Annotated in this window: 17 protein-coding genes; all 17 read right to left on the bottom strand. The window is 74.0% G+C overall.

Going from position 1 to position 16,629, the window contains the following annotated elements; translation table 11 throughout:
* Window positions 1–8 precede the first annotated feature (8 nt).
* On the bottom strand, window positions 9–2,225 hold the full coding sequence (locus ACLQ27_RS03160) for a hypothetical protein (RefSeq protein ID WP_425865528.1): 2,217 nt from the start codon (window positions 2,223–2,225) through the stop codon (window positions 9–11).
* A gap of 50 nt (window positions 2,226–2,275) precedes the next feature.
* Window positions 2,276–3,028, bottom strand: coding sequence for a hypothetical protein (locus tag ACLQ27_RS03155; RefSeq protein WP_357497090.1), 753 nt, complete (start codon window positions 3,026–3,028; stop codon window positions 2,276–2,278).
* 63 nt (window positions 3,029–3,091) lie between these two features.
* Entirely contained in the window at window positions 3,092–3,550 is a 459-nt protein-coding gene (locus ACLQ27_RS03150; RefSeq protein ID WP_357497089.1) for a hypothetical protein, read from the bottom strand.
* Entirely contained in the window at window positions 3,547–4,479 is a 933-nt protein-coding gene (locus ACLQ27_RS03145; RefSeq protein ID WP_425865527.1) for a hypothetical protein, read from the bottom strand. The genes ACLQ27_RS03150 and ACLQ27_RS03145 overlap by 4 nt, the downstream gene beginning before the upstream one ends.
* Complete coding sequence (locus tag ACLQ27_RS03140) at window positions 4,476–5,033, bottom strand: phage tail protein (RefSeq protein ID WP_357497085.1); 558 nt, start codon at window positions 5,031–5,033, stop codon at window positions 4,476–4,478. The genes ACLQ27_RS03145 and ACLQ27_RS03140 overlap by 4 nt, the downstream gene beginning before the upstream one ends.
* Window positions 5,014–7,650 carry a putative baseplate assembly protein gene (locus ACLQ27_RS03135; RefSeq protein ID WP_425865526.1) on the bottom strand — a complete coding sequence of 879 codons (2,637 nt, stop codon included), beginning with the start codon at window positions 7,648–7,650 and terminating at the stop codon, window positions 5,014–5,016. Before ACLQ27_RS03135 ends, ACLQ27_RS03140 begins: the two co-directional genes overlap by 20 nt.
* Entirely contained in the window at window positions 7,647–8,078 is a 432-nt protein-coding gene (locus ACLQ27_RS03130; RefSeq protein WP_425865525.1) for a GPW/gp25 family protein, read from the bottom strand. The genes ACLQ27_RS03135 and ACLQ27_RS03130 overlap by 4 nt, the downstream gene beginning before the upstream one ends.
* Window positions 8,075–8,413, bottom strand: a complete 339-nt coding sequence (locus tag ACLQ27_RS03125; RefSeq protein WP_357497079.1) for a hypothetical protein — start codon at window positions 8,411–8,413, stop codon at window positions 8,075–8,077. Before ACLQ27_RS03125 ends, ACLQ27_RS03130 begins: the two co-directional genes overlap by 4 nt.
* The gene (locus tag ACLQ27_RS03120; protein ID WP_425865523.1) at window positions 8,413–10,005 is read right to left on the bottom strand and encodes a contractile injection system protein, VgrG/Pvc8 family; all 1,593 of its coding nucleotides are present in this window, start codon (window positions 10,003–10,005) and stop codon (window positions 8,413–8,415) included. The genes ACLQ27_RS03125 and ACLQ27_RS03120 overlap by 1 nt, the downstream gene beginning before the upstream one ends.
* Complete coding sequence (locus ACLQ27_RS03115) at window positions 10,002–10,904, bottom strand: hypothetical protein (protein WP_425865522.1); 903 nt, start codon at window positions 10,902–10,904, stop codon at window positions 10,002–10,004. Before ACLQ27_RS03115 ends, ACLQ27_RS03120 begins: the two co-directional genes overlap by 4 nt.
* Complete coding sequence (locus tag ACLQ27_RS03110) at window positions 10,904–12,226, bottom strand: hypothetical protein (protein WP_425865521.1); 1,323 nt, start codon at window positions 12,224–12,226, stop codon at window positions 10,904–10,906. Before ACLQ27_RS03110 ends, ACLQ27_RS03115 begins: the two co-directional genes overlap by 1 nt.
* Window positions 12,201–12,683: a phage tail protein gene (locus ACLQ27_RS03105; protein WP_234589447.1), complete on the bottom strand. Its 483-nt coding sequence runs from the start codon at window positions 12,681–12,683 to the stop codon at window positions 12,201–12,203. The genes ACLQ27_RS03110 and ACLQ27_RS03105 overlap by 26 nt, the downstream gene beginning before the upstream one ends.
* A gap of 3 nt (window positions 12,684–12,686) precedes the next feature.
* On the bottom strand, window positions 12,687–13,922 hold the full coding sequence (locus ACLQ27_RS03100; protein WP_357497071.1) for a phage tail sheath family protein: 1,236 nt from the start codon (window positions 13,920–13,922) through the stop codon (window positions 12,687–12,689).
* 23 nt (window positions 13,923–13,945) lie between these two features.
* A complete protein-coding gene (locus ACLQ27_RS03095) occupies window positions 13,946–14,644 on the bottom strand; it encodes a carboxypeptidase-like regulatory domain-containing protein (protein WP_357497069.1) in 699 nt (232 codons plus the stop codon).
* Window positions 14,641–15,249 (bottom strand): glycine zipper family protein, encoded by a 609-nt coding sequence (locus tag ACLQ27_RS03090; protein WP_234589458.1) that lies wholly within the window; start codon window positions 15,247–15,249, stop codon window positions 14,641–14,643. The genes ACLQ27_RS03095 and ACLQ27_RS03090 overlap by 4 nt, the downstream gene beginning before the upstream one ends.
* An 11-nt stretch (window positions 15,250–15,260) precedes the next feature.
* A complete protein-coding gene (locus ACLQ27_RS03085) occupies window positions 15,261–15,596 on the bottom strand; it encodes a hypothetical protein (protein WP_357497067.1) in 336 nt (111 codons plus the stop codon).
* Between the two features lie 144 nt (window positions 15,597–15,740).
* Window positions 15,741–16,547 carry an LppM family (lipo)protein gene (locus tag ACLQ27_RS03080; protein WP_425865519.1) on the bottom strand — a complete coding sequence of 269 codons (807 nt, stop codon included), beginning with the start codon at window positions 16,545–16,547 and terminating at the stop codon, window positions 15,741–15,743.
* Window positions 16,548–16,629 lie beyond the last annotated feature (82 nt).

The raw sequence follows: 16,629 nt of genomic DNA, 5'->3' as shown, positions 1-16,629 counted from the left end.
CCGCGTGGTCAGGACCGGCCGGCCAGCTCGGCGACCGCCACCTGGTACGCGGCCTGCGTGTGGTACGGCCAGTGCCGCTCGATCGGGGGCGGCACGGTGTCCGCCGGGTCGATGGTCAGGCTTCGGGGATCGCGGAGCCGGATGTCGACGTCGCCCGCCGCCGGGTCGACGCGCACCGGTGGTGCGTCGGCGAAGATCGGCCCACCGATGGGATCGGTGTCCCGCCACAGGTTGCGCCACCGCCACCCGATCCGCTCACCCAGGTCGACGAGCGTCGGCGGTCCCAGGTACGCGGGATAGAGCCGGGCGTACGTGCGCCCCAGCGGCGATCCGTAGGTCAGCAACGAGACCCTGGCCAGCACGGCGGGCGGTAGCTGCAGGATCGTGGCGGCGGCGAGCACCGAGCCGTGGCTGTGCCCCGAGAGGACCACCGGGCCGGCCCGGGCCAGCCCGGTGACCCGTTTCGCCAGCTCCGGGACGGCGCGGGCGGCGTAGCAGGGCGGCGCGAAGGGGTGCACCGTACGCGGCCAGAAGGTGCCGAGGTCCCACAGCACCGCCACCAGCCGCCGGGTCTGGGACGACCGGTACGCGCGAAAACCGAGGATCAGGAGGCAGATCACCAGCAGGCTGATCACCCAGACACCGGCATCGGTCAGATACGCCACGACGAGCCCCGCCGCACCGCCCTCTGCACCGACGTGGGCGGCGAGCTGGGTGGGACCGATCCCGATCACGTCGAGGGCGACGGTGGCCAGGCCGAGTGTCGCGATCACCAGAAACGCGAGCAGCACCGGTCCCAGCTCCTCGGTGATCTGGGACCGGGCGATGGTCTCCCGGACCAGCCGCAGCCGATGGGCGTCCTCGGGCGACGCGTCCGGGTAGTCCCGTTCGATGATGCTCGCGGCCAACCCGTGCCGCCGCCGACGGCTCAGCAGGAGGGTGGCCGAGGCGGCCGCCGCCCCGATCAGCAGCGCCGCGAGTCCGGCGAGCGCCGCCCACCAGTAGGCGACCGGCGGCTCCAGCGGGCCGACGACCGGCGCGTTGGGTCGCAGCGGGTCGGGGATGTCACCGTGGTCGAGGATGTCGGCGGTCCGGTAGACCAGGCTGGCGGTGAAGGCCGCGCCGATGCTCACCGCCGCCGCTGCCAGGATCGGGGTGCCGAGCCCGCGGAGGAAGGCGCGGTGGCGGCCGCCGCGTTGGCGGGCGTACGTGACGGCCGTCAGGACGATGAGCAGGACACCCTGCACCGCGACCACCCCGGCGGCGGCGCCCTCGTAGCCGGGCAGTTTGCCGGAACCGGACGGCCGCGCGCCGGCGAGCACTGCCGTACCGAGGCACAGCGCGGTCACCGCCACGACGATCGCCCACAGCGGCCGCAGCAGGCGCCGGCCCTGTGCCATGCTCGTGGGCACGGGCCGGCCGAGCAGGACGACACAGAGCACGAGCAGCCCGACGGCGGCGACGAACTGCACGACGTGCCCGGGTGCGCCGGGGCCGCCCGGCGAGATGCCCGCGAGCAGGCTGACGTCCAGGGTGCCGACGCCGAGCGCGATGTGGATCTGACGCAGCCATCCGATCGTCCGCTCGTCGTTCCAGAAACCGGCGTCGTCGAGATCGTCGGTCCCGCTGGTGGTGTGCTGGGCGGACGACGGGCCGAATCCCTCGAACGCCCGCGTGGACCGGGTGCCGATCGCCCAGACGACCTGCAGCGCGATCAGTGGGACGACCGACAGCAGGGCCAGCCGCGGGCCGGACGGCAGCGCGTAGAGCCAGGCCAGGTAGGGACGGCCGGCGCGGCAACCGGGGTACGGGACGCACTGCCAGCCGACCAGATCCAGGGTGACGCCGACGATCGCCAACACGAAGGTGACGGTGAGGGTGCCGGCGAGCAGGCGGCACAGTATGCCGAGCAGTCCCCACCGGTCCCGGCCGGGCGGCCGCATCCAGATCGCCAGGTTGCTCAGCATGAACGGCAGCAACAGCAGCATCGAGGCCGTCCGGACGGCGGCGCCGGCGGTCAGGGACCCCCAGCGGTACGCCTCGACGGCAACCCCGGCGGCGGCGCCCACGGCGGCGCCGCTGCCGCTGCGTGGTCGGAAGAAGCCCGCGTGCCGGTCCCCTGCGACGCGGACCACCATCGGGTGGTCGAGGATCCGTTCCGCGCTCACCCCGGAGATGCCGTGCACGCGCAGCTCCACCGCGTCGCGCGCCGGCGTCGGATCCACGCCGTCAGGGTCACAGACAATTCACCGGCGCGCTGGCGATACCGCGAACGTCAGCGGGTGGGCAGGGCGGCGGTCACCCGCACGGACTTGACGATGGCGGGGATGGAGCCGATCAGCAGCACCAGACCCCAGACGATGGCCACGATGGCGAAGATCAGCGCCCCCACGTCGTCGAGGATGCTCACCACGATGACCGGGACGAGCCGGTGCAGGAACTCCAGCACGACGGTGCAGAGCAGCGTGGTGAGCGCCAGCAGCACGAGGCCCTTGTTCTGGGCGAACCGTGGCTGGGCGAGCAGCAGCAGCACCGCCCAGACCAGCTTCAGCAGCAGCGCCAGGCCCAGCAGCAGGCTCGCGTCGCCGACCGGGAAGAAGCCCCACAGCGCCAGGTACGCCAGGGTGCCGAACGGCACGGCCAGGAACAGCGACACCATGATGGTCAGCTCCACGAAGGCGATGATCAGCAGCACGAGCGAGCCCAGGATGAGCAGGATCGAGAAGATCAGCGTCGCCACACCCTGGATGCGGCCCTGCACCCGTTCGGGCACGACCAGGCTCAGGCAGAACAGGCCCGTGGTCCACAGCGCCACCACGTCGATCAGCGCCAGGTAGCTCGTACCCCGCCCGGAGGGCTCGCTGATCCCGCCGGCGTCCACCTCCACGCCGAGGTCCGCCGCGCCGGCCAGCAGCGCGCCGGTGGCGTCCCCACCCCCGGTGAGCAGTGACGATCCGACCTCGACGAGGACCACAAGCGTGACCGCGACAAGCGCGAGCAGCAGGAAGGGCTTGCGCAGGTCACCCATGTCGGGCCTCCTCGCGGTCGTGCCGGCCGGCGGGCGCGGGATCGGGCCCGACCGGTGGGCGGGTCAGTCGGCGGCGACGGTGACCGTGCATCCGACACCTCCCGGGCAGCTCAGCAGCACGGTGACCGCACGGTCGACGGCGATCCGGGCGACCGCGTCGCCGCCGTCGTCCGGCTCGACCTCGGAGCGCACGGTGAGGTCGGCGTCGCCGGGCGCCGGAGCGCGCACCACGAACGGGCGACCGCTGCGCAGCACCAGCGTCCGCAGCTCGCCCGGGTCGGCGACCCGCACCGCGCAGCCGCCGACGAAGCTGAGCACGTCACCGGTGCGGTCGCAGTCGGCCTGCACTGTCGCCGGGTCGACGCCCGTGCTCGCGCCGGCGAGGCGGCCCAGCCGCTCGACGACCCCCGGCGGGTCGTCCGCGCGGCCCTGCTCGCCGCCCAAGGCGCCGACGGCGAGGACGAAGAACGCCACCAGCAGCGCCGCCACGGTCACCAGCAGCACCTTCTGCCGACCGCTCATCGCTGCGCGACCGCCCCGGTCACCTCGGTGAACCGGATCTGGTCCACGCCCGCGAAGTACCTGTCGAAGCCCTGCGTCTTGCCCACCGCCACCAGCGTGAGCGTGTGCCGACCCGGCCCGAGCCGGACGGTGCCCACGTCGGTGAAGTCCTGCAGGACGACCTTCGGCGTGAAGCCGAAGAAGGTGCCGCCGAGCTGCGCGCCGTCGACCTGCCAGATCGTGTTGGCGTAGTCGAACGAGGTGGTGCGCGTGGTGGAGAACCGCCAGAGGGCGTCCGCCGGCAGCTCGACTGTGACGCTCACCCGGTCACCGGGCGCCAGGCCGGTGAAGAACAGCTGCTTGTCGCCCGACCAGGTCACGTCGCAGCAGTTCGGCTGCGCCCCGACCGCCGCGGCCGTCTTCGCCGGGGAGTCGATCCGAGCGCCGTCGACCAGACTCTCGGCCTCCACCGTCACGACCCGTGGCGTGCCCGGCGCGGGTGTGCCGTCGGGTCGGGTCAGCAGGTAGCCGACCACGCCGGCGACCACGAGGACCAGCGCCGCAGCGGCGGCGATCCACGGCCACGGCGTCCGCTTCGGCGCGGCGACCGCCCGGACCTCGTACGTCACCCGGCCGCTGGAGCGCGAGCTCTCCTCCGGCGCGGTGTTCGCCGAGTACGCGAACCCGGTCATGTCGTAGCGGCGCGGCGCGGTGCCCGCCGGTACGGCGAGGCGGACCAGGAAGGACACCGAGCCCTGCCCGGGGACCACCCGCTGCGGTTCGGTGACCGTGAACCAGGCCCGCTGGCTGCCCTCGCCGGGTGCCACGTCGAAGACGACGGTGTCCGGCGCCAGGCCCGGGTTGGAGACGGTGAAGGTCAGCTCGCCGTGGTTGGCGGCATCCAGGGTGAACTGCGACGCGGCGGCGACGACGGCCCATTCGGTGGTCATGACGGCTCCTCTGCGGACGGTGCCGCGCTCGGCGGGGTCGGTGGCGACGAAGCGGCGACGACGATCTCGGCGGTGGTCGACGCGGGCTTCTCCGCCTCGACGATTCGGGTGATCACGGCGAGTTGACCGGCGGCGGCCGCCGGCACCCGCACCACGATGTGAAAGGGCCGCTCGTCGGGTTCGTCGATGACGAATCCCGGCAACCCGGTGGCCAGCTCCAGGGCTCGGCGCATCCCGTACGGGGTGCCGCGCCACCGGGCCAGCAACGCGCCGTTGGCCACCAGGTCGCGCAGTCGGCCCACCGGCAGCGGCAGTGGGGCGTCCGGTCGGGGCGAGGCCACCACGTGGTCCATCGCCACCCAACGGGTCAACCGCACGACCAGGTGGTCGGGCGCCCGGTACGGGTCGAACAGGGCGTCCACCTCGGCGAGGATCGCCTCGTCCGGGGCGTGCAGCCCCTCCATGACGTCCAGCAGCGCCCAGAGCACGCTGCCCGGCACGCACGCCCGCTGGTAGGCGGCGGGCAGCAGCCGCTCAATCGCCGAGCGTCGCATCCTGGCGCACCACCTCGATGTCGTGCTCGCCGGAGCAGAGCAGCCACGTGTCCGGGACGGTCACCACGTCGGCGGTGGCCTGGTTGGCGCTGGCAGTCCAGTTGACGGCGTCGGCACTGCGGTACACGCCGCGTTCACCGCAGGCCAGGACCAGTCGGTCGTCCGCCGTGGGACCGTTCGCGCCGAGGGTCGCCGGGCCGCTCACGGCGACGGCGTCCACCGGCACGAACCGGGTCCGGTCGCGCAGCGGCAGCCCGCAGTTGACCGACACCGACTGCCACTGCGGCTGGGCCGCGAGGGTGTCCAGCCGCAGCACCCCACCGCTCTGCGTGGCGGCGAGGACCTGCGATCCGGCGAACGCCAGGTCCCGGCAGGTCCCGCCGATCCAGCCGCTCTGCACGGTCTGCCACTGCACGTCGGACTCGAACAGCCGGGTGCGGTGGCAGCCCTGGCCGGGCTTCTTCGGGTCCGGCTCGCCGGCGCCGCTCCACAGCAGGGTGGCCGGGCCGTCGTACTGCACCGCGAGGACCCGGTTGTCCACGTTGGAGAGGCCGACGTGCGCGAAGCTGCCCGGGCGGCCACCGGCGGTGGACAGGTACACCCCGAAGCCGGCCTGCGCGGCGACCGCCACACCTGGGGCGCCCCGCTCGGAGACGAACGCGCGTACGGCGTAGAAGCCCCGGTCGGCGTCGGACGGATCCACGAGGATCTGCAGCGGCACCGCGCCGGGCAGCAGCGACACCTCGTACAGGCCGGTGTCGGTCGCCACCAGCAGCGCGCCGGCGCCGTCGCGGTCCAGCCACGCCACGTCCGAGATGCGCGAGTCCAGGTCGGTCAGCAGCGACCACGTCTCACCCAGGTCGGTGCTCAGGTGCACCCGGGAGCCGCCCGAGGCGCGCAGCGTCACCACGGCCACCGATCCGGGCCGCGCGACGATGCCCGGTCGCACCGGCGCGGGAGCGGGCGCCACCCGCAGCACCGTCTCGTCGTCGAACCGGCCGGCCGGCTCCCAGCCGGCGCCGGAGTTGCTGGAGCGGAACAGCACCGGGCCGCGCCCGGCGTACCAGGTGCGCGGCTGGTACGCATCGACGGCGAGCGCGCGCACGTCGGCGTCTGGGGCCTCGTCGACGACGAACCGCACCGACTCGACGTAGCGCACGCCCGGCTCGGCGTGCTCCAGCAACCGGTACACGTTGGACGCGCGCAGCGGCTCACCGAACGGCCAGCCGGTCGGGTTGAGCGCGGTGGGCAGCGGGCTGAGCGTCTGGTGCAGCCGGTCGTGGATGCGTCGCCGGACCGCGTCCACGTCCTCCTCCCGGCGCACCACCACCCGGGCCCGCACCGACACCGCCTTGAACCGGGCCCAGGTGGCCCGCGAGCGGGTGCCGACCATCCGGCGCTGTTCCAGGTCCGTCTCGACGCGGTGGCGGGCCTCGGGCACCTCGTGCTCGCGCAGCACCGCCACCGGCAGTCGGCCGCCCGGGCGGGCCGTCGGCGGCACGTACGGCACCAGCACCACCTCGACCTCACCGGGCCGGGCGAAGCTGTAGACGGCCGAGCGGGTGAACGCGCGGGCCCGCGCCACCGCGCCGGAGCTGGTGGCCAGCACCTCGAAGTCGCGGGCGGTGACGGCGCGCTGCTGGGCGAAGAACTCGTACGGGCCGCGCAGCAGCACCGATTCCAGCGCCTCCATGTCCCGGCCGCCGGCCGCGGGCGCGGGGTTGTCGACCCGTACCCCGGGCAGTGGATCGCGCAGGCTGGTGAGGGTGCCGGCCGCCACGTTGCCGGTGGGACCGCCGCCGGAGCGGTACCAGAGCCGGACCTGTCGCCCGGCCGGTGGCACCGCCGCCACCGTCACCGCCCCGCCCGCCCCGGCGGCCTCGCCCGCGCCGGCGGGCGGTCGCAGGTCGAGGGCCGGAGCGAAGGTGAGGGTCCCCGAGCAGCGGTCGACGAGGTACGACTTGGCCTGCGGGCCGAGCCCGGCGAAGCTGTCCACCGGCTGCCAGATCTCGAACGTGCGGCCGTCGTGCTCGCGGGCTGCCACCCCCAGCTCCACCGAGCCGGCCGGCACCTCCACCCCGAGCAGCAGGTCCAGCGGCTCGCCGGTGTGGGCCAGGGGAGCGTGCGCCGCCCGGAGCACCTGGCCCGGCTGGCCGGTGCCGACACCCAGCAGCTCCGCCTCGACGGGCTCGCAGTGGTGCATCCGGACCGTCACCGACGTCTCCCCGGCGGCCAGCACTGCCGGTTCGGTGGTGACGAACAGGACCGGTCGGGGATCGGCGCCGCGCGCCGCCGCGACCCGCAGGCCGGCCGGGATCCGCACCGCGCCCCGGTCGGTGCCGGCGCGGGTGAACACGACGTCCGCCCAGGCCGCGGTGGGCGCGTGCCGCGCCACCCCGAGCAGGTTCAGAAACGAGACGTACGCCTTCTCCGGCAACTGGTTCAGCCGGTAGATCATCACTTCGGTGAGGTGTGCGAACGCCTCCACCAGCGCCATGCCCGGGTCGTGCGCCGACAGGTCGGTCCAGGCGGGGCAGGACTGGTGGATCCGCTCGCGGGCCTCGGTGACGAGGTCGAGGAACCCACGGTCGTCCAGGTGCGGCACGGGCAGGGTCATGACTGGTCTCCCGGTTCGTCGTCGGCGGGGAGCAGATCCACGGAGAACACCAGCTGCCCGGGCGTCAGGCTGGCCCGCACCCGGTAGTCCAGCCGGATCACCAGCCGCCACGCGTCGTCCGGGTCCGGTCCGGCGTCCACATCGATCACCTCGACCCGGGGCTCCCAGCGGGCGATGGCCTGCCGGACGTAGTGGATGGCCAGCCCGGCCGTCGTGTCGTCGTTGGGCGCGAAGACCAGCCGGTGCAGCCGGGAGCCGTACCCGGGTCGCATCAGCCGTTCGCCAGGCGTCGTGGACAACAACAGAAACAGCGCCTGGCGTACGCTCTCGTCGCCCTCGGTCATGGCCAGGCCGCCGGCAGCGGTGAGCGCCAGCCCGCCGCCCCGACCGGCGTCGAAGCCCGCGCCGACGAAACGGAACGCCCTCATCGGTCCGCCCCCAGGAACCGCTGCCGGGGATCGCGGACGGTGTGGTGGACCATCCCCGGTGGTGTGCCGTCGGTGAACCCCTCGAGGTGTGACAGCACCACCCGGTGGCCGTCGACGCGCAGCCAGTCGCTGTAGCCGACCCGGACGGTCAACGTGTTCGTGCACGGCTTGACGGTCGGGCCGTAGTTCGGACAGGCCTTGATGGTGCGGCCCTGCGGGTCGTCGTCCACCAGCACCGGCACGGCCGTGACGGTCACCCAGAGCTGCGAGGGCTGGTTCTCGACCCGGCCGTCGTGGTCGCAGGTGATCACCGAGTCGCGGTGGATCCAGCGCATCAGCCGCCTCCTTCGTGATGGGCGCGGGCGAGCGAACGGGCCTGCTGCGCCGCGGTGCTCGCGTCCTCGGGCGCGTCGGCGTGCAGGAAGTCCACGCTGCGGGCGCGGATCACCATGGCCCGGCCCGGCGCGGAGATCACCAGGTCGCTCGCCGCGTGCAGGGTGGCCAGGTCGGGGGTGAGCTCCAGCCAACTGCCGCCCTCGGTGGCGAGGCGCAGGCTGCGCTGGACGTCGTCGACGACTATCGACTGCCCGCCGGCGGTGCGCAGCGACCAGCGGCGGGACCTCCCGTCGTCGACACCCGCGTCGTACGGCTCGACGGCGCCGAACAGCGAGCCGAGCACGATGCCCGAGGCGGGCTCGCCGCCGGGCAGCACCACGAGCACTGTGTCGTCTGGATCGGGGAGCGCCACCAGGCCCTTGCCGCGGCCGGCACCGGGACAGAGCACACCGAGCCAGCCGGCGTCCAGATCCCCGTACGCCGGCAGGGTCAGCCGCACCCGACCCAACCCGTCGGGGTCGGTCACGTCGGTGACGGTGCCCAGGGTGACCACCGCCGGGCCCGCCGCCGTGGGGGCGGGAGCCGGTGGCACGGTGGAGAACCGGGTCAGGTGCCCGTCGCCGTCCACGGTGTGCACCACCTCGGTCAGCACGTACGCCCCCGCGAGGGGGTCGGGCACGCCGGTCAGGTCGATCCGCCGGCCGGGCCGCAGCGCCGGATCGCCCTCGGCCAGCCCTTCGGCGGTGGCCAGCGCGGCGGCGCGCAGGTCCAGTCGTGCCTGGGCCAGGGCCGCCAACTCGTCGTCGCTGCGCCCGGGCTGGTCGACGGCGGTGCGTACCCCGTCCGCCCCGACGTCGGCCGCGTCCGGCCGGTCGCCGGCCGGTCGACCGCAGCGCGCCTCGTCGGCCTGCTGGCTGATCGGCTCGGCCCGCTGCGGGTGCCAACCCAGCGCGGCGCTGGCACCGCTGGCCTGGTCCGCGTTGGTGGACAGCCGCAGGGTGTGCACACCCGCGCCCAGGGCCAGCGCGACGGGCTCCCCGTAGCCGGCGAGGGTGATCAGCCGGACGTCGTCGCCGTCGGCGGCCAGGTGCAGTCCGGCCCGGCCGGTGACCTCCCGGAGCAGCTCCAGGTCGCTGTGCCGGTGCTGGAGCAGCCGTTCCAGTCGCGGTCCGTCGCTGTCCGCCGTCACGGTCAGGCCCACCGCGCCGCACAGCTCACGGGCCAGCTCGGCCGCCGTCACCGAGGTGAAGACCCGCAGGTCCTGGCGCTTGCGCAGACGGTGTAGCGCGTCGTACGCCCGCAGGCGCAGCACTGCCGCGCCGTCGGCGGCGTACTCGACCTCCACGGCGGTGACCTCGCCGGTGAACAGCGCGTCGGGGTGGTCGGCGAGCCGTACGTCGACTGTCGTGCCGGGCCGCGCCGCCGGGTCGAGAGCGCCGGCCCCGGCGGCGGTGGCGAGCACCAGCTCGGCCTGGGTCGGCTGGTCGAGCCGGGCGGCCACCCGCAGCGAGCGGATCCGCTGGCGGGCCGTGGCGTCCAGTTCCACGCCGTCCAGCAGAACTGTCAGCGCGCGGGGCGCGACGCTGGTCATGGCATACTCCCCGGGCCGGTGCCGGGCGGCGTGTCGTCCGGGTTGGTGCTGGCGGTCGCCGTGCCGGTCGGCGTGGCCCAGCTCGCGGTGGCGATCGAGGCGCCCACGTACGACGCGCCGGCGCCCACCGCGCCGGCCACCGCCCGCGCCATCGAGGCCAGCGTCGACTCCGATCCGCCACTGCCCGGCGCGCTGCTGGGGACCGCGAGGGTCGTGCCGGCGGGCACCTGGAGGGGGTCGGTGATCCGGTTGTGCTCGGCCAGCAACCGCCACCGCAGCGGCGACCCGAGCGCGTCGTTGGCCAGCAGGTCGAAGCGCACCCCGGAGTTGCCCGGCTCGGCGGCGCCGTCACCGGCGGCGACCACGGCGCTGCCCGGGGCGGCGGTCGGGGTGCTCACCGCGGCCAGCTCCTCGGCGAATCCCGCCTGTGCCTGGTCGGCGGTTTCGGCGGCCCGGACCAGCTTCAGCCGCAGCCACGAGCGCCGGGGCGAGCCCGTACCGGTGAACGCGTCGAACCGTTCGGCCACGGCGATGATCACGCCGGGCACGTTCCAGGTCTTGCCCCAGACCAGCCGGACCAGCGGCGGGCGCAGCCACCCGTGCTCGGCGGTGGAGTTCTCGGCGAGCATCCACAGCGGCCGGGTGAGCACCCGTACGTCGGTGGGGCGGACCTGGGCCTGGACGAAGTCGACGTCGAACAGCAGGTCGAGCACCAGCTCCGTACGGCCGCCGCCGGTGAAGACCAGCGGGTCGTCGGCCAGTCCGGCCCCGGTGAGCTGCCCGCCGCCCGCGCCCCGATGGCGTACCCCGGCGAGCCGGGTCACCTGCACGGTCTCCGGGTTGAGCAGGCAGTCCACCCGCTCCCCGGAGGAGTCGATGAGGAAGGCGACACGTTCCATCAGCCGCCCGCCTGTTCCCGATCCAGGCGGTCCACGTGGCGGGCGTCGAGCGCCGCCGGGGGGACCGTCCACAGCGGAGTGTCGTCCGGTAGCTCCGGCCACGGGTCGACGGCCGTGGACGCCGGGCCGACCGGCAGTTGCGCGGCACTCGGCTCGCGCTGATCGCGGTGGCCGCGGTCGTCGTGCCGGTGGTCGGGCTCGCCGCGCTGCGTGGCCCGTACGCCGCCCAGCGGTGCGCGTTCGTCCGGGAGGGCGGGCCACAACCCGCTGCCCGCGCCGCCCGCCGTCACCCCGTCAACGGCGGTGGGCGCGGTGGTGATCCGTGGTGGGAAGGTGCCCCTGGAGGGGCCGAGGTCCGTCGCGATCCCGGGCGGGGAGCCGCGCCGGGTGGGCGGGGCGGCGGGCACGCCTGCCCGGGTCGGGTCGGGTGCGTCGGTGGTCGTGGTGTCCCGTGGTAGCGGTCCCGGCGGTGCGGCGGTCCGGGTCGTCGCGCCCCGCCAGGATGGCTGACGCGCGGGCCACGCCTCCAGGATCCGGCCGGACAGGTGCCGGTTCGCCGGTGGGGACGCCGTCGGCGCGTCGTGCCCGCCCGGCAGGTGGGTGGCGTCGGAACCGCCACTCGTGCCGGCGCGGCCGACCCCCGAGCCGCCCGGTCGACCGCCGAGGCCGGAGACGTCGGGCACCCGCCCCGACCCACCGGCCCGGCCCGCCTGCCGAGATCCGTCCGGCCCCACCGCACCCGCCCGGCCGCGGGCACCCGTCCCGCCGGGGCGGTCTGCCTCGCCCGTCCGGGCGGTGCCAGCTGTCCGGCCGAGGCCGGCGGCCCTGCTGAGGCCGTGGCCCTCGGGTGCGCCGGGACCGTCCACCGTCCTCGGGTCGTCCGTCGCCCCGCGGTCGTCCGCCGTATCGGCTGCCCGGCTGCCGGCAGCGTCGTCGGGCTGGGCGGCCGGGCCGCGAACGCGGCGACCGGTCCGCCCGGCGACACGCCGGTACGTCTTCCAGGCGGAGCCGGCTCCTTCGTCGATCTCGTGAGCCGGAGTGGACGATGGCAGGCCACCGTCTCGCCTGTCGTCGCCGCCCGGCGTCCGCTCGACGCCGGTGGGGGTCGCGTCGAGGTCCAGTTCGCGCAGCAGGCCGGGGGCGTGTGCCGCGACCAGGTTCAGCCAGTGCGCGGGCGGCTCCCCGAGACGGCGCGGCACCTCCGCCGGAGGCGCCGCAGGTGCGCCGGTGTTCTCCACCAGGCCGGCGAGGCGGTGCACCGCGCCGGCCGCCGAGCGGAGCCGACCGGCCAGCCAGCTACGCGGGCGTCGGCGCGGCGGCACCGCCGGTCTCCAACTCCAGGCCCTCGTAGCGCAGCGTCAGCGACGCGATGGCGATCTCGTGGCCAACAGTGTTGAGGTGCGCCCCGCGCCACCGGGTGGGCCACGCGTCGATCAGGTTCCAGCGCAGCACCTCGGCGGTGCCCGCGGAGTCCAGCAGCACCACCGACACGTTGCGGCGGTTGAGGGTGCCCTGGGCGGTGGCGTTCACCCAGTCCCACAGCTCGCGGGACGCGGTGAGGCCGAAGTGCAGGGTGACCGGCTCGTACTCGGCCTGGCCGGGGACCATCCGCGTCGGTCCGGGGCCGTGCTCGCGGTACGGCTGCCCGGGGATGTTCACCTCCAGCCCGCTCATCTCGGTGAAGTGGCCGTTGGTGACGCCGTTGATGAGGAGCCGGAAGTTGTACGCCCGGTACGGGTCGACCGGGGCGCCCGGCTGCGGGGTGGCTGTGGTGGGCATGTGTCAGCCTCCGATCGTCTCGGTCTCGGTGCCGCCGGCCCACTGGCTCAACTTGAACACCACGAACTCGGCGGGCTTGACGACGGCGATGCCGATGTGGGCGATCACCATGCCGGCGTCGCGGACGTCCACCGGGTTGGTCTCCTCGTCGCACTTGACGAAGAACGCCTCCTCGGGGGTGCGCCCGAGCAGCGCGCCGTCACGCCACACGCGGGTCAGGAACGCCCCGATGTCGCGCCGGATCGAACGCCAGAGGGTGAAGTCGTTCGGCTCGAAGACCATCCAGCGGGTGCCGTTGGCGATGGCCTGCTCGATGGCGATGCTGAGTCGCCGTACGTTGAGGTAGCGCCACTCGCTGGCCTCGGCGGCGAGCGTACGGGCGCCCCAGACGCGGATGCCCTCGCCGGCGAAGTAGCGGATCACGTTGACGCCCTTGGGGTTGAGCACGTCGTGCTCCGGGCGGGTGACCAGGTAGCCCAGGTTGACCGCGCCGCGCACGGGTTCGTTGGCCGGCGCCTTGTGCACGCCCCGCAGGGCGTCGGTGCGGGCCCAGATGCCGGCGAGGTGCCCGCTCGGCGGGGTGAGTTCCAACTCCCCGCTGATCGGGTCGCGTACCTCGATCCACGGGTAGTAGAACGCGCCGAACTCGGACTGCCGGGGCCGGTACGCAGGTCCCTCGCCGCCGCCGGACCCACCGGGTCCGGCGCTGGCGGCCGCGCCCTCGGCGGGCTTGGCCGGCTTGCCGGAGGACGGGGTGGCGACCCGGGTCAGCGCGGAGATGTCGTCGATGTCCGGTGCCGGGTCGCAGATCGCCACCATGGTGCGGGTGCGCTCGGCCATGCTGAGCAGCGCCTCGTGGGACACCACGTCGTGAAAGCCCGGAGCGGCGATGATGGAGATCTCGTCGATGGCCTCCAGCAGTTGCAGGCCGCCGCGGCGCTGACCGGCGCCGGTGATGGCGCCGCCCTCGCCGACGTTCACCACCCAGCAGCGGGCACCCCCGTTGTCGAGGAATCCGAACACGGCCCGGGCCAGCGGGGTGCTCTCGACCTGGTTCCCGTCGGCGAACAGCCGCAGGAACTCGGTCCAGTTGTTGACCGGTACGGCCTTGCCCACGTGGGCGCCGCGGTTCGGGGCGACGCCGACGAACGCGGCGATGCTGGTGCTCGCCGGTCCGATCGGTCGGGCGCCGCTGGGGACCTCCTCGACGTAGATGCCGGGGGAGAAGTAGCTGGGCATCGGTCCTCCTGTACGGGTGGGCGTCAGTGGGTCGGTGGCGCGCAGACGATGACGATGTCGTCCTCGTCCGCGTCGACGTCGGCGGTGAGCACGAGACCGCGCCCACGCAGCCGCAGCCGTACCGGGCCGGGGTGGTCGGGGTCGTGCGGGACCCCGGCGATCAGGAACCGGCCGTCGGGGCCGGTGCGGGTCGCGGAGGCGGTGCCGGGCAGCTCGACGCGCATGGCGGCGAGCGGTTGGTCCTCGGGGCCGACGACGCGACCGGCGAGGGTGCGCATCGACAGTTGGCGCAGCCGCAGCGGTTGCAGGACCGGCGGCGCGGCCGGCGTCGGGTGGTCCACCTGCGTCGGCACGTCGATCAGCAGCGCCGGTCGGGGCGGGGCGTCGAACGCGCTCCACAGCGCGGCGTCGCCAGCCTCCAGCACCACCGGGTAGCTGCCGTCGCTGGTGGCGGCGGTGAGCACCCGGTCCAGGACGGCCAGCCCGGCGGGCCCGGCCACGCAGAGCAGGTAGCGGACCGTGAACCGGTACGGCTCGCGGACCGCGCCGCCCGAGCGCGTCTGTCGGGCCGGGCGCAGTTCGAGGGGCCACAGGGTCAGCCCGTCGGCATCGACGCCCGCGTGGGGCGGGCCGGTCGGGACGGGTTCCCCCGCCACGCCGGTCAGCCATGCGGCCAGCTCGGCGGTGGCCGTCTCGATCGGTCCGCGCCCGTCGGTGGTCATCGCGGCGGCGTCCCCTGGATCCGGTACGCGATGGCCTCGTTCCACACGTGCGGGTAGACGCCGATCTCGAAGTAGCGGGTGAACCGGTTGATCGGCGCGTTGGTGTGGTCGTGGTAGAGCAGCCAGACCGGCGCGATGGTGAACAGCACGTAGTTCGCCAGCACCAGCGGGATGTAGAGCGGGCCGAGCAGTCGCGCCTGGAAGATGTGCACGTCCTCGTGGCGCTGGATGCCCGAGCTGGAGCCGGCGCAGACGGTGCCGATGGTGGTGGCGTAGCGGGGTGAGACGCCCTCCACCACGCTGACCCGGCCGCTGCCGGCCGAGGTGGGCCGGTCCAGCGAGTGCCCGAAGATCAGGTGCACGGCCAGGTAGATGGCCCCGACGACAGTGTTGAGCAGGCTCCACGTGTGGTCGACGACGAAGAGGAAGATGCCGCGGGCGTCTGGCGCGTACACCCCGGCGGAGGTGACCGCCCAGCCGAACACCACGCCGACCACCAGGCCCACGACGGCGCCGATGAGCAGGCCGACCGGGCCGCCGGCCAGCAGGCCGAGGACGGCGCCGACAGCGACCTGGATCGCCGCGCTGAGAATTCCGAAGATCATGACGTCACCCCTCAGACCCAGGAGCGGAAGACACGGGGCTCGCGACCGCTCGCGAGCTGGGTGGGCGTCGCCTGCCGGTTGCCGGGCGGGAACTGGTTGACGCCGAGCGCGGCGGAGAAGATCACCAGCGCGTTGAAGAACGCGATGACCCACTTCTCGCCGCCGGCCTCGTCGGCGAAGGCGGCGGTCAGGTAGGACAGCAGCAGCGCGATGACGATGGCGATCCACTTGCGGAGCTTGTCGCCGCTCGGGCCGAGGAGCCCGCCGATGACGTTGGTGGCCAGCAGGGTGGCGGCGCTCGCGCCGGCGATGGTCCCCAGGGCGGCCCAGGTGAAGAGATCGTTCACGGCGATCCCCCTTTTCTGCGATGGTGCGACCGGGATGTGGTGGTGGTGAGGTCCGGTGCTCCCGCTGGGGAGCACCGGCGCCGGTCGCCGTCGTCGCGGGCGGCCGGGGCCGGACGTGGCCGGCGGGGCCGGCCACCGGATGGATCAGCCGGGCCCGGGAGCGCCGGCGGGCGGGCCCGGCGAGGTCGGTCCCGGTGCGGGAGGTCCCGGTGGGGTCGCGCCGGGTGCGGCCGGCGCCGTCGGGCGACGGCGGCGCAGCAGGAGTACGCCCACCGCGGCGAGCACCAGCAGCAGGAGTACGCCGCCGCCGACCAGCAGCCACGGGAAACCGCCGGAGTCGGCGTCGGCGGCTGCCGGTGCGGCCGAGGGGCGGGGCGGCGCCTCGGCGACGGCCCGCAGTTCCATCGGCTTGTCCTGGTTGGAGTCGACCTTCCAGGTGACCGATCGGCCGTTGACTGTGCCATTGGTGTCGATCACGCGGCCGGGAAACGTCACCGAGATCTCGAACGACATCAGCTTGAGGAAAGCCTGCTGTTGTTGGGGATTCTGCTGGGCAATTTTCCCGCCGTATTTCGCCGGGTCCAGCGGCAACGTGAAACGGTAGAATTCGCCGTCTCGGACCAGTTTGACGCTCTCGCTGTCGAAGCTCGCCAGCGGTGCCCTGCGGTAATTGATCTGGGTGCCGAAGAGTTTGCTGTCCTCGTAGCTGGTCTCCTCGCCCGGCGGCAGCGCCGGAATGTTCTGCCGCAGCTCGGCGAAGGCCGCCGGGATGTTCTTGTTCCGGGAGCTGAGCAGGGACTTCTGGGCGGTCAGCAGCAACTGCCCGTCCACCGTGTCGTCGGCGTTGACGGTGAGCCCGATGTTGAGTTGCATGCAGCCGCTCAACGCGGCGAGAAGCAGGAGGCACACCGCGACGCGGAGTGCCCTACCGCGGTTGACTCTCCTGTTCATGCGCTCAGTGTGTGTGATCGCTTTCACCATGAGCAGTCAGCGATCGGTCACAAGGCAGTCGCCGATTGTACCGGCGCGCTGT

The sequence above is a fragment of the Micromonospora sp. DT63 genome (assembly GCF_049841615.1).
Classification (GTDB): Bacteria; Actinomycetota; Actinomycetes; order Mycobacteriales; family Micromonosporaceae; genus Micromonospora.
This window is presented reverse-complemented; position numbering and strand designations above follow the sequence as displayed.

Coding starts and splice junctions, on each gene's coding strand:
- ACLQ27_RS03155 (WP_357497090.1), bottom strand. CDS start 3,028: ATGGGTGACCTGCGCAAGCCCTTCCTGCTGCTCGCGCTTGTCGCGGTC.
- ACLQ27_RS03150 (WP_357497089.1), bottom strand. CDS start 3,550: ATGAGCGGTCGGCAGAAGGTGCTGCTGGTGACCGTGGCGGCGCTGCTG.
- ACLQ27_RS03145 (WP_425865527.1), bottom strand. CDS start 4,479: ATGACCACCGAATGGGCCGTCGTCGCCGCCGCGTCGCAGTTCACCCTG.
- ACLQ27_RS03140 (WP_357497085.1), bottom strand. CDS start 5,033: ATGCGACGCTCGGCGATTGAGCGGCTGCTGCCCGCCGCCTACCAGCGG.
- ACLQ27_RS03135 (WP_425865526.1), bottom strand. CDS start 7,650: ATGACCCTGCCCGTGCCGCACCTGGACGACCGTGGGTTCCTCGACCTC.
- ACLQ27_RS03130 (WP_425865525.1), bottom strand. CDS start 8,078: ATGAGGGCGTTCCGTTTCGTCGGCGCGGGCTTCGACGCCGGTCGGGGC.
- ACLQ27_RS03125 (WP_357497079.1), bottom strand. CDS start 8,413: ATGCGCTGGATCCACCGCGACTCGGTGATCACCTGCGACCACGACGGC.
- ACLQ27_RS03120 (WP_425865523.1), bottom strand. CDS start 10,005: ATGACCAGCGTCGCGCCCCGCGCGCTGACAGTTCTGCTGGACGGCGTG.
- ACLQ27_RS03115 (WP_425865522.1), bottom strand. CDS start 10,904: ATGGAACGTGTCGCCTTCCTCATCGACTCCTCCGGGGAGCGGGTGGAC.
- ACLQ27_RS03105 (WP_234589447.1), bottom strand. CDS start 12,683: ATGCCCACCACAGCCACCCCGCAGCCGGGCGCCCCGGTCGACCCGTAC.
- ACLQ27_RS03100 (WP_357497071.1), bottom strand. CDS start 13,922: ATGCCCAGCTACTTCTCCCCCGGCATCTACGTCGAGGAGGTCCCCAGC.
- ACLQ27_RS03095 (WP_357497069.1), bottom strand. CDS start 14,644: ATGACCACCGACGGGCGCGGACCGATCGAGACGGCCACCGCCGAGCTG.
- ACLQ27_RS03090 (WP_234589458.1), bottom strand. CDS start 15,249: ATGATCTTCGGAATTCTCAGCGCGGCGATCCAGGTCGCTGTCGGCGCC.
- ACLQ27_RS03080 (WP_425865519.1), bottom strand. CDS start 16,547: ATGAACAGGAGAGTCAACCGCGGTAGGGCACTCCGCGTCGCGGTGTGC.